This window comes from Marinifilum caeruleilacunae (genome assembly GCF_013141825.1).
Lineage (GTDB): Bacteria > Bacteroidota > Bacteroidia > Bacteroidales > Marinifilaceae > Marinifilum > Marinifilum caeruleilacunae.
Window position 1 is genome coordinate 201,289 of the sequence record NZ_RZNH01000001.1, and the last position, 14,220, is coordinate 215,508.

Sequence of the window (14,220 nt, forward strand, 5' to 3'; positions counted from 1 at the left end):
AAAAAGCTAAATTTACTTCTAAAGAATAATTTCATGACCCATACAGTTATAATCAAGTCCATTAGTGAGCTTCACGAACTTTTTTCGTATCCGGATAAACCAGATCACCCTTTGATTAGTTTGATCGATTTTTCGAAAATACAGATGAGAAAAGACGCTACCCGCTATATTTTGGGTTTTTACCTGGTTTCCTTAAAAAAGCTAAAAGGTGCAGATTACCTGTATGGCCGTAAAGATCATGACTTTTCGGAAGCCTCACTCATTTGTATGGCTCCTGAACAATTGAGTTTTGTAAGTAATATCGAGGAAGAAAGTTCTGTGGAAGGTTGGGGCTTGTATTTCCATCCCGATTTGATCCGTTCCAGTTTCCTGAATGATAAGATCAAGTCTTATGGTTTTTTCTCTTACGATATGAACGAGGCTCTTCACTTATCCGATAAGGAAAAGAAAACCCTTTATGCTGTAGTAGAAACCATTAAACAGGAGTACAGCATGAATCTCGATTCATTTAGCAATGATTTAATTGTTTCGAATATTGAGGTGTTGCTAAATTATTGCAAACGCTTTTATGGTCGACAGTTCTTAACCAGGGCACATCATAACAAAGGAATTGTATCGCAATTTGAAAAGCTCCTATCGGATTACTTTGAATCAGAAGAAGTGAAAACGAATGGATTGCCATCGGTCAAATATTGTGCTAAAAAATTACATTTATCCCCAAACTATTTGGGAGATTTACTCAAACAGGAAACGGGTAAAAGCGCCATGGAACACATCCATTATCACCTGATAGAAAAGGCCAAAAGCCTACTTCTGAACAGCTCACAATCGGTCAGCGAAATTGCTTACCAGTTAGGATATGAGCAAACTCAGAATTTTAGCAAATTTTTCAAGAAAAAAACTCAAATGAGTCCTTTGGAATATCGGAGGTTAAACTAAAAAATAATGGTTTAAAATAAAACATGCCTGGCAAGTTAATGTCAGGCATGTTCTATTTTAGATCGTTCGCATCCTATAAATTCTGAAATGTCACTTTCCTTAAGATCGTTCCAGCCAATGGCACCAATTCAACATCTATTTTCTCTTGATTTTCAGGATTGATCAACTCTATATTAATTCTTCCTTGATTCTTAAAATCCTTTGTATTTTCATGCATTTGAAAGCTGGCATTCCCGTCATTAACAAGTTTCCAGGCAATTTTATTCTGTTGATTATTGGTGTAGGAAACATTTCTGAATCTATCCAAATCGAATTGTTTTGTAACTTCTTCTGTACTTTCCAGGGGCAAAGCATAAAGAAGTGGTCCATGGGTAAAATAGCTCTCTCCTTTCAAATCGACATGTCTTTTAACCTGAGTTTTAAAAGCAAGTTTCACTACATCTCCATTCTGCCATTCCTTTTCTATCTGATTGCCTTGGTATATTTTGTCATTCACCATTACACTCATTTCGGTGCACCAGTCTGGTTTTCTGAATGTCATTTTAAATTGTACCGGCTTATCTAGTTTAAATTGATAAGTGGATTCAAGCTCATACGGATAGTTCGTACTTTCTATAATTTCAATCTTTTCACCATTTATTTCCGCATTCAGTTTAGATGGGCCATAAATGCTCTTCACCAATCCACTGGAGCTTTTCAGCCACATATTACTTAAAAAATACGGACCAATTCTTCCTGCATTTGGAACACAACATACGGCAGCTTTTCTGTGAGTTGGAGAATAAGTGTAACGGGTATTGTCCTTATGAACATCCTCCTTTCCAGGGTGAAGTGAGCCCGTCATCGTATAGGAATTGTCCGTTTTTAAATAGGCAATCGAATGTTCATGTGGATGTCGAGCACCCTGGGCTGCATTATAGAAAAGCCACTCTATTCTATCAGCCCATTTTAAATCCCCACTTTTCTGTAGTAAAAAAGAATAAGAATCTAATAATTCCTGAAGGGAGCAGTATTCATATCCCGTTTCACTGGCATCGGCATATCGTTCAAAAATAAACTCATCGCCTATAGGTGCACCCGAAGGAGTTAAATACTTGTTCAGTTTATTTAAATAGGCATCTAAAGCCTTCATGTATTTATTATCCTTGCTTCCATAAGACGCAATTACCAAGGCTCTCAGGTGCTCGTAGGTATGAACGCCATGCCCTTTAAATTTATAGTTCTCATTCGCTAAATTCTTCAGGTGAATATCAACCTCAGACAATTCGTATTTGTTATAATCATCGTATAACCAAATTGCGTAATCGCGATATTCTTCCTTATGCGTAAGCTGGTGCAATTTATCCAGCACATCAACAATGGTTAAACCATGACCAACACCGGCGTATGGTTTGCTCACATTAAATGGGTCTGATTGATAGATAGGATACTGACTCATTGTAAATTGCATTGCCTTTTCCACTGCATCGAATACCTCCTTGTCACCCGTTAACTCATAATAAGCCAGTAAAATTCTGAAGAGAGACGATTGCGCCCACAACTCACCATTTTCACCTTCGAAATTGTATCTTAAATCTTCTGCATAAATCCCCATATATCCATCCTCGTCCTGGTAAGAAATCATTCTATCAACAAATTGCTTCGCTTTCGCGATATACTCCTCATTTTCCAGCAAGTAGGCGTGTCTTAACCAACCATCGCGCCAATTGGATTGAGTTTCGCTGTTCCACCACAGAATTTGGGTAGTCCACTCTCCTACACCAATGGCTCCAACATCTTTGCTTTTTATCTTATTCGTTAATCTGTCTTTTCCATAAATATCATCTTCCAAAATAAGGTCGGGAACCAATTCATCCAAATGTCCCACATAACCTTCCTCCAGGTCAGTTTTCATTTGCTTGTAGATCCATCCATTGGGTTTAATTTCGCCCAAAGTCAATGTCTTTAATTCTTTCATATCACCATGAATTGTGTCCACTTTTACCTTCGATTGCTGACAAGCCGTTGTAAAAATGATTAAGGCTACACCTAATAAATATGCTTTTGCTTTCATAAACTATGTATTTAATGATTACAAAGTAAGCCTCAATTTGCAATGAAATCTACCTGCTTATTTGCCAAAACTTGCACTGTATTGAATAAACTCATATTTTTACCGATACCGCATTCAATTGAATTCAATAATTTCTGTAAATAATCGTTTCGTGTGCCATGAAAGTTTCCTTTGAAAAAATTCACAAAGAAGCCCTGTCATCTATAAAAGTTGTGGTCTTAGATCGAGAAGAAGGTCAACGCCCATTGCATTTTCATCCTGAATATGAGCTTACGCTAATCACCAAAGGATTTGGGAAACGATTTGTTGGAGATCACATCTCCACCTTTACAAAAAATGATTTGGTATTGATTGGAGAAAATCTCCCTCATTGTTGGATTCACAGTACAAAACTGGATATTGTAAGTATTCAGTTCAATCGGAGTATTTTTGGCGACAACTTTCTAAACCTACCTGAATTGAATGAAATTAAAACCTTACTGGATGATTCCAATCGCGGTTTATTTTTCGAAAATGCGAAGTCTGATATGATTTCCAGAATACGAAAACTATCTAATCTGTCGAACTTCGATAGAATTAGTGAATTGCTAATTATTTTGCATGAGTTGGGAAGTAAAGTTCACAAAACGTCCTTATCATCGAAGCATTTTAACACAGAAAACTTTACCAAGACCAAACATCGAATCGATAAGGTTTTTAATTACATCTATCAGAACATTAATGGTGAGCTTAAAGTAGAAGTTGCTGCTGGAATTCTAAACATGACCACCTCTGCTTTTTGTCATTATTTTAAGAAGTGCACAGAAAAAACTTTTTCTGAATTCGTAAACGAAATTCGTATTGGCTATGCCAGCAAACTCTTAATTGAAACTGATAATAATGTGTCCCAAATTGCTTTCGAGAGTGGTTACAACAGCTTATCGAATTTTAACCAACGATTTAAACAAATTAAAGGAATGAGTCCCAAATCTTTTCGGGAAAAATATCATTCGGATGCCTATAAAGAATCGAAGAATTAAACACAAAATCATCAATATGTTTATTAACATTGATTATAAATTGTCTTCTTTTCATTCTTATCAATAAAAAATAATACATTTGCAGCGCAATTGGTGCTCACTTTGCATTCAGCAAATGGAGTTAAAAGGGAATCCGGTGTAAATCCGGAACAGTACCCGCTACTGTAAATCCCATAAACACTACGAGGTGTTTATTTGTTCTCAACAGTCTAAATCCACTGTTCTATTTAGAATGGGAAGGAGTTGAGAACTGGGAAAGTCAGGAAACCTGCCAGATGTAATTGTTTAATTATTGCTTCCGGGAAAAGAAGTTAATGATGGTTTTGTAGATTTTCAGAATTAAATCCCTCATTTATTCCAGGAATGCATTAGTATTATTTTACTATGCATAAAATATTTTGCGTATTGTTAATGCAGGTGCTTTGTATTGCCGCATTTTCACAAAAACTTAGTCTCAAGGGCAAAGTTTATGATAATAATTCCAAAGAAGGAATCGAATATGCCTACATTTATTTGGATGGTATACAGTCAAGCTCTGTGAGTCAGAATGGTGGTTACTATTCCCTCGAAAACTTACAAAAAGGCAAATACAAACTTTGTGTTTCGGTGCTTGGATATCAGGCTTTCTCTAAGGATATTGAATTAATTACTTCTCAAAAATTTGATATCGGTTTAGATCCAAAGTCTTTTAGCATTGAGCCAATAGTAATCACCGGAACCGGCACACAACATAGAATTGACAAAGTACCTGTTCAGACCGAAATAATCAGCAAAAAAGACATTGCGGAACAATCGGGAAGAAATATTGAAGAAATATTATCAGGTATTTCCTCTTCTATTGATTATACAAGCAGTTCGATGGGTTCCAACATTAAAATTAATGGTCTTGGAAAAGACTATGTTTTAATTCTTTTAAATGGAAAAAGATTAACGGGAGGTGTTGGTGGTTATGCCGATTTAAGCAGAATTAACTCCGATGATATTGAGCAAATTGAAGTGGTAAAAGGAGCTTCCTCTACCCTATATGGATCCGACGCAATTGCAGGTGTAATTAATATCATTACCAAAAAGGTTAAAGGTAAATTTTCGGCGACTAGTAGTTCCCGACTTGGAGCTTATGGTGACTTTAAGCAACTTAACTCTTTTACCTTTAGCAAGGATAAACTATCGGGGAAAACCACTTTCAACTACAAGCAAAAGGCCGGATATCAGTTAAACTCGATGAAATACAATAACAAGTGGGAATCGAATCATGATTTGCCGTATTTGGTAAGAACTCATTACAAACCTACCAACAAATCCAAAGCCTACACCATTCGTCAATTTTTAGGGTATGAAGTCAATCAGAAACTAAGCATTGATCTTAATTTATCGTGGTACGAAAAGACATTGTATTTCCCTTTTAAGGCTCAAATGCATAACTATTACTACAACGACAGATCGGTATCGCTCGGCGGAAGATATCAATTGAAAAATAAGAATTACCTAAGCTTCAATTTCGATGTTGACAATTACTTGTATTATACCGAATATCCTTATAAATACAACGAAACCTATATCACAAGTAAGGATGTGATTAAAAAGACCTATTACCCTGGCGATCGATTTAAAAACTCTGATGTTGTTCATGTTATTTCGCAGCTTAAAGGTGTTTTTAACCTGAACGATAAGCACAAATTGAGCCTGGGAAGTGAAATTAAAGGAGAATATCTTGAAGCCAAATACCGATTAAATAATCCTGAAGCAAGTGCTTACACGTATTCGCTATATGCACAGGATGAGTTTAAACTGGCAAATAAATTAGATATTGTAGCCGGGATCAGAAGTCTTTATCACGATAAATCAGGTTTTTCATTGACTCCCAAGTTAACAATGATGTACAAGGAAGACCAGTTTACCCACAGATTTACCTACTCCAATGGATATAAAAGTCCTACCCTAAAAGAATTGTACTATTACTATGAAAGTAACCGCATGGGCATGTATCGATTGTATTTGGGTAATGAAGATTTAAAAGCTCAAAAATCGCATTATTTTGCACTTTCGAGCGAGTTTAAAGCCAACAAATTCAGAACAGGATTAAGCCTTTACCTGAATCGTATTTACGACAAAATCGATTATAAAATTATTCCAACAAGTTATGATCATGCTCGCCGAGGCATTGAAGAGACAAAAAAGCGCTACAATATAGATAAAGCCAGAACTTTAGGTGCTGATTGGCACATGAGCTTTCCAATTTACACCAAATTGTTTCTTAGTGGCAATTACAGTTATGTGAGCGCCAGGAATATCACGCAAGATATCAGGTTGAATGGCGTATCGGAACACAGTGCAACATGGAAGCTTTCGTGGACAGAACGATGGAACAGTCAAAAGTTAAACATTAACCTATCGGGCGTTTACAAATCGGACCGCTTCTACCTGGAAGAAGATTTGGAGCGAAGCTATGCAGATCCATATCAGTTATGGAAACTCTCATCGAGCTATAGCTTTAAGAAATGGAAACACTATAAAATCAGGCTAACTGCTGGAATTGACAACCTCTTCGACGATGTGGATGACAGGCCTTATGGCTCTCATTATAGCACTTTAAATCCGGGAAGAACACTGTTTATTGGCCTGAATGTAGACTTTGCAAACTAAACTCGAATTCAGATTTGAATTCATATCATAAAATCAAAATTAACTCACAAAAAAAACACAAAATGAATCTAATTAAAAGATCAGCAATCGCTTTATGCGCATTAGCTATGGTTTTCACTGGATGTAGTGATGACGACAATGACGACAAAAACACATTAGGCGACAAAGATGGTATCCTATTGGTAACTTTCGGTTCTTCATTTCCAGATCCACAGAAAACATTCGAGAAAATTGACCTTGCTGCCAAAGAAAGATTTTCTGGCGAAACCATTAAATGGGGTTTTACTTCTGACATTATTATCAACAAATTGCGCCAGGGAAATGGTGAAGGATCTTTAAACGGAACTGTAATCGATAATGACACACCAGAGGAAGCTTTGGAAATTATGGTGAAAGAAGGATTTTCGAAATTCGAAGTTCAATCCTTACACGTAATTCCAGGTGAAGAATTTGACGAATTGGAAGAAGCCATTCAAGATTTCAAAATGAAATATGAGGGTGTAGAAGTAAAAGTGGGTCGCCCATTGCTTGACAGCGATGCTGACATTAAAAAAGTGGCTGAAATTTTAGCTGCAAAATTTGCCAACGAAATTACCGAAGGACCAGTATTATTTATGGGTCACGGAACTCCTCATGCGGCAGATGCTCAATACCTGAAATTGCAAAGCGAGCTACAAAAATTAAATGCGAATTTCTTTGTTGGTACGGTTGAAGGAATTGGCTTCGATGCGGGAACTACTTCGATTGGTGGTATTTTAGCGGAACTTGATAAGCTAAGTCCAAAGGCCAATAAAGTTACCATTACTCCTTTAATGTCGATTGCAGGTGATCATGCCAACAACGATATGAATGGCAATACAGGTGAAACGGATCCGGCTGAACAATCGTGGAAAGAGAGATTGGAAGCAAAATCATATACAGTAAACACTGTAATGAAAGGTTTGGGTGATTATGATGAAATCAACGACATTTGGATGGATCATCTTGAAGGTGCAGAATAACTATCACTGACATCATAACTTGTTTAAAAATGAGAAAGGCAGAAATTTGATTTCTGCCTTTTTTAGCTTATGGTTTTTCATAAAAAAGACCTCCCCTTAGGAAGGCCTTTGCTGCTGTTTGGTTTAGTCATTCAATTGACTACTAGTCAAAATAAAACATCTAAACTGATTTTGATTGATAAACGTCTAGTACTAACTTATTGTGCTTTGTATTAAAATTTAATTTAATCCAATTGTGCAATTCATTTTGCTCTTCAATACTTAGCCATTGTAACGATTTTTCGACCTCTTTTCTAAATAAGGGTAGGTCATCTGCTACTGCATTTAAAACCATTTTTTGGTGTTCCAACATTCTTATTGACTTTTATAATGGATTTTGCAGAAAGCAAATTGCTTTCACCTTTCAATCAATTGAATCTTAGTGTAAGTCTTTGCTAATCTGTTCAACCCATCTGGTTATTCTCTCATCTGATAAATCTCCCTGATTTTCTTCATCAAGAGCCAATCCAATAAATTTTCCATCAAGCACGGCTGTTGACTCATCAAAGTCATAGCTTTCGGTCTCAACAGAACCAACAATTTTACAGCCTTTATCTTTCACTACTTCGTAAATGCTTCCCATGCCTCCTACAAAAGTGTCAGGATTGCTGGAAGAATCACCCAATCCAAAAATTGCAACAACTTTCCCACTTAAATCTGCCGATTCAACATTAGAGATAAAGTCTTCCCAGTCGTCTTGCAAATCACCCGCGCCCCATGTAGAAGTTCCGAAAATCAGGTTTTCGTATTTTGTAAGAGCTTCTTCTGGTTTGGTCGAAACATCAATAATATCTGCCTCTAATAATCCTGCAAGCTGATTTGCTGCATTTTCTGTATTTCCTGTAGTGGAACCGTAAATAATCGCTGTTTTACTCACTGTTAATATGTTTATTTGTTATACTTGAACTGACTTATTCTTTGTTTAGAATAATTCAAAATTAAGTAACAGTTCCCGACTTATCAATCATTATAAATGATGATTTTAATGTTATGAAAATCAAAAAGGCCTTCCTATACAGGAAGGCCCAAAATCAAAATTACAACTAATCTTAGTTTAAAACTAAGAACAAAAAAACAAAAGAACAGGTATGATGAAACCAATAATCATCAACCACACTCCCCTTTTCTTAAATCCTTTTTTCCCTTTAACCATTATGGCACCAGAAATGGCAAAAAAGATTAAAACAATGGCATAAACAATGCCTATTGAAGAAAATCTTTGCCCTGAATTATAGTGAATATCGTTCACAAATTTATAAACAGGAATTTTCTTATAAGTGGTGACTTTTAGCTTACCATTATGTGGATGATACTCTCCCAAACCACCTTTAACGTATAGGTTATATACTTCACCGGCAGGTATAATGCGATTTAATTTTGGAGCATCGCCAAAGCCATTTTCCCAATAGGTTTTTAACTCATCAGGTGTTAGGTTTGCTTTGGTGTTTTTCTCCAATACGATTTCACGATAGGACGGATTCTGCTCATCTTTTTTAAGAATCAGCAATATTCCCGAAAGCGCATAAATTAAAGTTAATCCAATAAATAAATATCCCAGGTCCCGGTGCAGTGACCTGATGTTTTTGTTAAAAAGTTTCTTATTCCACAATTTCATAAGAGGTTCCATTTACAAAATAGATCGAATAGAAATTTTTATTGTTTTCTTTCATCCAATCACGCATTTTGGTAATGTTGGTCATTTCAGCCGAACAATGTTTTCCACCCTCTTCGGCATCTTGTTTCGCTTTAACTTTTTGCTCATATTCATTAATAAACTCTTCGGATAGTCTTTTTTCTTGTACGGTTCCTTTTACACGAATATCCATACCCGAAAGCTCACGATTAAAACCTTTGATTTCACCTTTTGCTTCAACACGTATAGAGAATTTACCTGTTTCATCTAATAAGAATGCTCTGCGTCCCGAATGTGCACAAACATGGCTTACGGTTCCCGAAAACTCTACTTCCGCACCAACAAGCTTTTCTGCATTTTCCAGGATTTCGGCAATGCTGGTAGTTTTAGTCGACTTTTCTGATAAGTGATTACCATTTGCCATAGCGCTTCCAACGAACATGATCATTGCCAGCGATAGAAATAACAATTTTTTCATCTCTTTTAATTTTTATCGGTTAAATATTAAACTTGTTATAAATCCATAAATTCCTGTACATGCAATCCATACTACGGGAATGAATTGGAATTCTTGTTTGCGATATCGAATAATAAATACAAAAATCAATGCCAATAAAAAGTTGGTGACCAGAACCAGGTAAGATCCAAAATGTATAATTGGCTTAATATATTTTGTATTTCCGCTTGTAAATCCTACTGCAAATGGCAGGAAATATTTACTGTAGTTTGTTCCCACAGCCTGGCCTTCGATGAGAGTTCTATCTGCAATTTCTTTTGTATCTGCATGAAGCGCCATCACCTCTTTACCTCTGCTGGAAACTACATTTACATTCCAATACAAAGGATTGGCCATTATCATCATTTGATCTCTGTCAACATCATAATTGGGAGTTGGAATTTCCTGTAACTTATAGGAATCAGTAGTAATTAAATGTAGTTTCTTATTGGCATCAAACACAAAAGCATAGAAGCTTCTATCATCAGGTTCCATGGTAAGTATATACTCCGGCACAATTTCGGATGGCAAGGGCACTTTTTTAAGGAAAGGCATACTGTTTACCATTTTTAGATGAAAAATCTGATTCATGTTATCGATGATAAAATAACCTTCATCATATGCTTTTCGCGTTGATGGATTACCTGCAGCCATTTTTGCAGGAAACTGAAAACCTCTTTTTACAAAGTGGTGGTTAAACTTCTCGCTTTTTTCTGTGTTAATTTCATTGGTTTCCGGATTGATGAACTCTATTTTATCCCTTAAACGAAATACATCGCCCGGCATTTCAATTCTTACTCGTCCCGACATCGATTCAAAAAGAGTGTACAAAGGAATGTGAGGTTTGTTTTTATCGGCTGGTTTTACTCTAAAAAAGAATTTTTTGGAATTTACAATTCTTGGATTGATATCTATTCCATCAATACTTTTTGGCATTCGTCCATCGGCAAATAGCTGGGTTGAATAAAACATGGGCAAAATGCTATCGAATTCCAATTCAGAATATACTCGATTGGTTTTAATGTTTTTTCGAATCAAGTGCCCCTCTTTTTCATCAAACTCAATGGCGCAAAAGGCTTTATCGATAGAACTATAGTAAGTAAAAATGTTAGGAGATGCTATATCGGTAACCAGGTGGTAAGATTTTGGCAACAACCAGGCCAGGAGCAAACTTCCTAAAATGATGATTAAATATTTAATATTTTTCATGTCAAATAAATCGAATAAATTAATCCTGTATTCCAACTTTTAATCGTTGAACAGAAAAATAGCCGAATGGCAATACATAAAATGGAATCAATAGAACAGCCAGAATGATTAGGCCATAAGCTCCTGGAAAATCAGTTAGAAAACACAATTGCAGTGTACCAAACATGATTAATGCGTTAAAAATCCTACGTTTCCAGGTAGGTTCAAGGCAAATCCAGGACATAAAGGTATAAGCCGTGATTCCAGCAACATACCAAGGCAATATTGTATAAATGATGCTTGAAATGATCTCTTTTGGAAAATAGATTCCGGCAAATGCCAAAACGATGGCAACATGTAAAACAAAAATGATTGTTAAAGCCAAAAGTCCAAATCCCAGCATTGAGAATACAATTTTCTTATTAGGAAGCGGTAAGTGTAAGCTCAGTTTTATTCTTTTCTGAATCATTTCAGGCACAAATTGTGCCAATGCCAAACAGAAACCTGTTGCCAATGGAAAGTACTTTAAATCGCGAAACAGAAACTGATCTCTGTTTACAATTACGTCCCATAAATGTTCTAATCCTACCAGTCTGAACGATCTTCCTAACTTTAAAAAAATATAGGCCAAAAGAGCAAGTCCAACTGCAAAAGCGCCAATTGCAAACCATTTGGTCTTTTTCCATTCTTTAAATAATAATGCATTTGTCATTTCTCTAATATTTACCTGTTAATCCAATAAATGCCTCTTCCAAACTCAAATTTTCTTCCAGTATTTCACTGGCAGACACATTGTATTTTGCGAATAAATTCTGCAATTCAGTTTTGCCTAATAAGGAGTAAACTTCGGTGTTTCCTTTTATGGTTACCGGGTTATAGATGTCGCTAATTTCATCTATATAACCAGGATTAGAGCAAGTAAACTTGTATCGTTTAAACGATTCCAACAATTCATTTACAGGCTTCTGCATTACAATTCTACCATAATCCATAATCAAACAATCGTCGATTAAACGCTCCATATCCTGTATGATATGGGAAGTGACAAATACCGTTTTATTTTCGGCTTTGGCATATTCGCTTAAATAGTCAACAAAAAGCATTCGGTAACCCGGATCAAGCCCCATCGAAAAATCGTCCAGAATTAACAGCTCAGGATCCTGAGCAAGTATCAAACCCAATGCTACCTGCGATCTTTGTCCACAAGACATTCTCGAAATTTTTTGTTTCGGATCAATCTTTAAAAGTTTCATCAACTCGTAGTATGCTTCTTTTCTCCAATTCGGATAGAATGCCGAATAGAATTTTTCGATTTCCGAAATATTCATAAATGAATACTGAACATGGCCTTCGATCAATAATCCTACCTTTCTTTTTGTTTCTGGTGAAAGATTGGCCGAGCTTTCGCCAAACATTAAACATTCACCGCTACGAGGTTTTAAATAGCCATTTAAAATGTTAATCGTTGTAGTTTTTCCGGTTCCATTTTTACCCAATAAACCCAGAATTCTACCTTGTGGAATTTCAAAATTCAAATTCTCATAAATACAGCGTTTGCCGTAATAGTGAGTCAAATTTTTACATTCAACAATAGCTTGTTGCATAATTGTTATTTTATAGTGTTAATCCAATTGCCAAATTAAATCCATATTGCGATTTCGATCCGCTAATGATCATTTGATTATATTCTAATCTGGTATAAAGTCCGTATGATTTTTTTGTACCTATATCATATCGAATATCCGTTCCCAGAATCAATTTATCTGCACTTAAGAATTTGTAATTTGGAGTAATGAGTCCTTCGTTTGCTCCCTCAGATGCTACATTTGTAGTTATTAGGTCGCTATTTAAACAGTAGTTTGCCAATGAAAATAATTTCAGATTTAAACTTGATTTTTTTAGAACAAACCTTTTCCCAAGTCCTAAATTTAAATTTAAGTGGTTTAGTTCTTGCAATGGTTTTTGCCCTGTTAAAATCCATCGCTCCTCGTTTGAGTATGAATAATTTACATTTAAATGATAAAAAGTACTTCGGTGTTCTTTCTTGTAAAACAAAATACCATCTATACCTAACTTAAATTTATCAGCCGTATATTTTTGAGTCACATTTATAAGCTTAAAGTCTTTGTAAGAATGATCGAATCCTTTTTGACTTAAATATTTAAAATATGACTTTAGTTTTAAGAACCTTCCGTTAGGTTTGAACAATCTTCCAAGACTTAGATTCAAAGTTTTGGAGTTCATATGATTTATTTTGTATAAAATATCAGCCAGTTCCAATTCAGATTTTTGATAAGATACAGAGCTGAAAAAACCTTTATCGTCAACAGGAATTAACTGAGTGCCAATCTCATAAGATTTAAGTTCATATGTATTATACTTGGGGTCATTAGATTTAACAGGAGTAGAAAATTCTTTATCACTTACTCCCATCCCTCTTAAATAATATATTTTAATTCCTGCTCCTGTTTTATAAACATCTATGTCCTGATCTTGCTGATAATCGGCAAAACTAAAATTGGCACCAATTTTATACTTTTTGCTTATTTTTTTTAGCACCCCAATATTAATAGTTACATCAGAAACAGTAGACTTTGGTCTGGGATCTAATTTTCGGTACTCCTCTGTTGCTTTATATTTGCCTTGAATGCCAATCGTATAATTTTCACTTTCGTAATTATAGATTCCTTCGAAATAATAATGCTCTTTATAAGATTTTCCTCCTATCGTATCTGCAACTATAAACGGGTATAACCTGTAATAATCACTTACTGTATTCCATTTAATATTTTCTGTATGGCTTTTTATATATTTTGCTCGCCCAAAAACAGAGCTTTGTTTTCTTTTTTTAAACGAATAAGCATCAAAATTTATCGCAGAATTTTTGTCTCCTAATTCGATAATGTATAATCCATTCGATTTATTTTCTTGCAATGAGAGAGAAATATCAGAAAAAGACTTATCGTATTTATGACTCAACATTGCTGGATTTCTCCAAATTTCTGACTGGTTATTAATTAGTTCTTTTTCAAAATCAACGGCATTAGCATTTCTATTTTGAGTAAATGCAAAGGCTGCTGAATTGATAATAACAACAACACCAAGAATATATTTTACTATGAATGAACGCATTATATTAACAACAATTAGACTCTACAAAATTTAAATAAGATCCGAAGAATTTATTTCCACGGATCTTAATAATTAAT

Annotated in this window: 12 protein-coding genes and 1 riboswitch; of the genes, 4 read left to right on the plus strand and 8 right to left on the minus strand. The window is 35.2% G+C overall.

What is annotated here, in order from left to right; all coding sequences use genetic code 11:
• The first annotated feature begins 33 nt into the window (after positions 1-33).
• Positions 34-939: a helix-turn-helix domain-containing protein gene (locus ELS83_RS00980; protein WP_171593626.1), complete on the plus strand. Its 906-nt coding sequence runs from the start codon at positions 34-36 to the stop codon at positions 937-939.
• 73 nt (positions 940-1,012) lie between these two features.
• On the opposite strand, the gene ELS83_RS00985 is transcribed toward ELS83_RS00980, so the two are convergent.
• The gene (locus ELS83_RS00985; RefSeq protein WP_171593627.1) at positions 1,013-2,992 is read right to left on the minus strand and encodes a beta-L-arabinofuranosidase domain-containing protein; all 1,980 of its coding nucleotides are present in this window, start codon (positions 2,990-2,992) and stop codon (positions 1,013-1,015) included.
• Between the two features lie 158 nt (positions 2,993-3,150).
• Between ELS83_RS00985 and ELS83_RS00990 the strand changes: the two genes are divergently transcribed.
• The 3 genes from ELS83_RS00990 to ELS83_RS01000 all read left to right on the plus strand — a co-directional run bounded on the left by ELS83_RS00990 (position 3,151) and on the right by ELS83_RS01000 (position 7,655).
• Entirely contained in the window at positions 3,151-4,011 is an 861-nt protein-coding gene (locus tag ELS83_RS00990) for an AraC family transcriptional regulator (RefSeq protein ID WP_171593628.1), read from the plus strand.
• Between the two features lie 74 nt (positions 4,012-4,085).
• Positions 4,086-4,301, plus strand: a riboswitch (cobalamin riboswitch).
• 94 nt (positions 4,302-4,395) lie between these two features.
• On the plus strand, positions 4,396-6,654 hold the full coding sequence (locus ELS83_RS00995; protein ID WP_171593629.1) for a TonB-dependent receptor: 2,259 nt from the start codon (positions 4,396-4,398) through the stop codon (positions 6,652-6,654).
• A 62-nt stretch (positions 6,655-6,716) separates the two neighbouring features.
• On the plus strand, positions 6,717-7,655 hold the full coding sequence (locus ELS83_RS01000) for a sirohydrochlorin cobaltochelatase (RefSeq protein ID WP_171593630.1): 939 nt from the start codon (positions 6,717-6,719) through the stop codon (positions 7,653-7,655).
• A 418-nt stretch (positions 7,656-8,073) separates the two neighbouring features.
• On the opposite strand, the gene ELS83_RS01005 is transcribed toward ELS83_RS01000, so the two are convergent.
• From ELS83_RS01005 to ELS83_RS01035, 7 genes are all read right to left on the minus strand, one after another.
• Positions 8,074-8,571 (minus strand): flavodoxin, encoded by a 498-nt coding sequence (locus tag ELS83_RS01005; protein ID WP_171593631.1) that lies wholly within the window; start codon positions 8,569-8,571, stop codon positions 8,074-8,076.
• 183 nt (positions 8,572-8,754) lie between these two features.
• Positions 8,755-9,309: a PepSY-associated TM helix domain-containing protein gene (locus ELS83_RS01010; RefSeq protein WP_171593632.1), complete on the minus strand. Its 555-nt coding sequence runs from the start codon at positions 9,307-9,309 to the stop codon at positions 8,755-8,757.
• Positions 9,293-9,805 carry a hypothetical protein gene (locus tag ELS83_RS01015; protein ID WP_171593633.1) on the minus strand — a complete coding sequence of 171 codons (513 nt, stop codon included), beginning with the start codon at positions 9,803-9,805 and terminating at the stop codon, positions 9,293-9,295. The genes ELS83_RS01010 and ELS83_RS01015 overlap by 17 nt, the downstream gene beginning before the upstream one ends.
• A 12-nt stretch (positions 9,806-9,817) precedes the next feature.
• Positions 9,818-11,032, minus strand: coding sequence for a DUF4857 domain-containing protein (locus tag ELS83_RS01020; protein WP_171593634.1), 1,215 nt, complete (start codon positions 11,030-11,032; stop codon positions 9,818-9,820).
• 19 nt (positions 11,033-11,051) lie between these two features.
• Complete coding sequence (locus ELS83_RS01025) at positions 11,052-11,723, minus strand: hypothetical protein (RefSeq protein ID WP_171593635.1); 672 nt, start codon at positions 11,721-11,723, stop codon at positions 11,052-11,054.
• Positions 11,724-11,727: 4 nt separating this feature from the next.
• Positions 11,728-12,615: an ABC transporter ATP-binding protein gene (locus ELS83_RS01030; RefSeq protein WP_171593636.1), complete on the minus strand. Its 888-nt coding sequence runs from the start codon at positions 12,613-12,615 to the stop codon at positions 11,728-11,730.
• A 10-nt stretch (positions 12,616-12,625) separates the two neighbouring features.
• Positions 12,626-14,143 carry a DUF6850 family outer membrane beta-barrel protein gene (locus ELS83_RS01035; RefSeq protein WP_171593637.1) on the minus strand — a complete coding sequence of 506 codons (1,518 nt, stop codon included), beginning with the start codon at positions 14,141-14,143 and terminating at the stop codon, positions 12,626-12,628.
• Positions 14,144-14,220 lie beyond the last annotated feature (77 nt).

What these genes read in the sequence shown, in the direction of transcription:
- ELS83_RS00980 (WP_171593626.1), top strand. Translation starts at nt 34, where the DNA reads ATGACCCATACAGTTATAATCAAGTCCATTAGTGAGCTTCACGAACTT.
- ELS83_RS00985 (WP_171593627.1), bottom strand. Translation starts at nt 2,992, where the DNA reads ATGAAAGCAAAAGCATATTTATTAGGTGTAGCCTTAATCATTTTTACA.
- ELS83_RS00990 (WP_171593628.1), top strand. Translation starts at nt 3,151, where the DNA reads ATGAAAGTTTCCTTTGAAAAAATTCACAAAGAAGCCCTGTCATCTATA.
- ELS83_RS00995 (WP_171593629.1), top strand. Translation starts at nt 4,396, where the DNA reads ATGCATAAAATATTTTGCGTATTGTTAATGCAGGTGCTTTGTATTGCC.
- ELS83_RS01000 (WP_171593630.1), top strand. Translation starts at nt 6,717, where the DNA reads ATGAATCTAATTAAAAGATCAGCAATCGCTTTATGCGCATTAGCTATG.
- ELS83_RS01010 (WP_171593632.1), bottom strand. Translation starts at nt 9,309, where the DNA reads ATGAAATTGTGGAATAAGAAACTTTTTAACAAAAACATCAGGTCACTG.
- ELS83_RS01015 (WP_171593633.1), bottom strand. Translation starts at nt 9,805, where the DNA reads ATGAAAAAATTGTTATTTCTATCGCTGGCAATGATCATGTTCGTTGGA.
- ELS83_RS01020 (WP_171593634.1), bottom strand. Translation starts at nt 11,032, where the DNA reads ATGAAAAATATTAAATATTTAATCATCATTTTAGGAAGTTTGCTCCTG.
- ELS83_RS01025 (WP_171593635.1), bottom strand. Translation starts at nt 11,723, where the DNA reads ATGACAAATGCATTATTATTTAAAGAATGGAAAAAGACCAAATGGTTT.
- ELS83_RS01030 (WP_171593636.1), bottom strand. Translation starts at nt 12,615, where the DNA reads ATGCAACAAGCTATTGTTGAATGTAAAAATTTGACTCACTATTACGGC.
- ELS83_RS01035 (WP_171593637.1), bottom strand. Translation starts at nt 14,143, where the DNA reads ATGCGTTCATTCATAGTAAAATATATTCTTGGTGTTGTTGTTATTATC.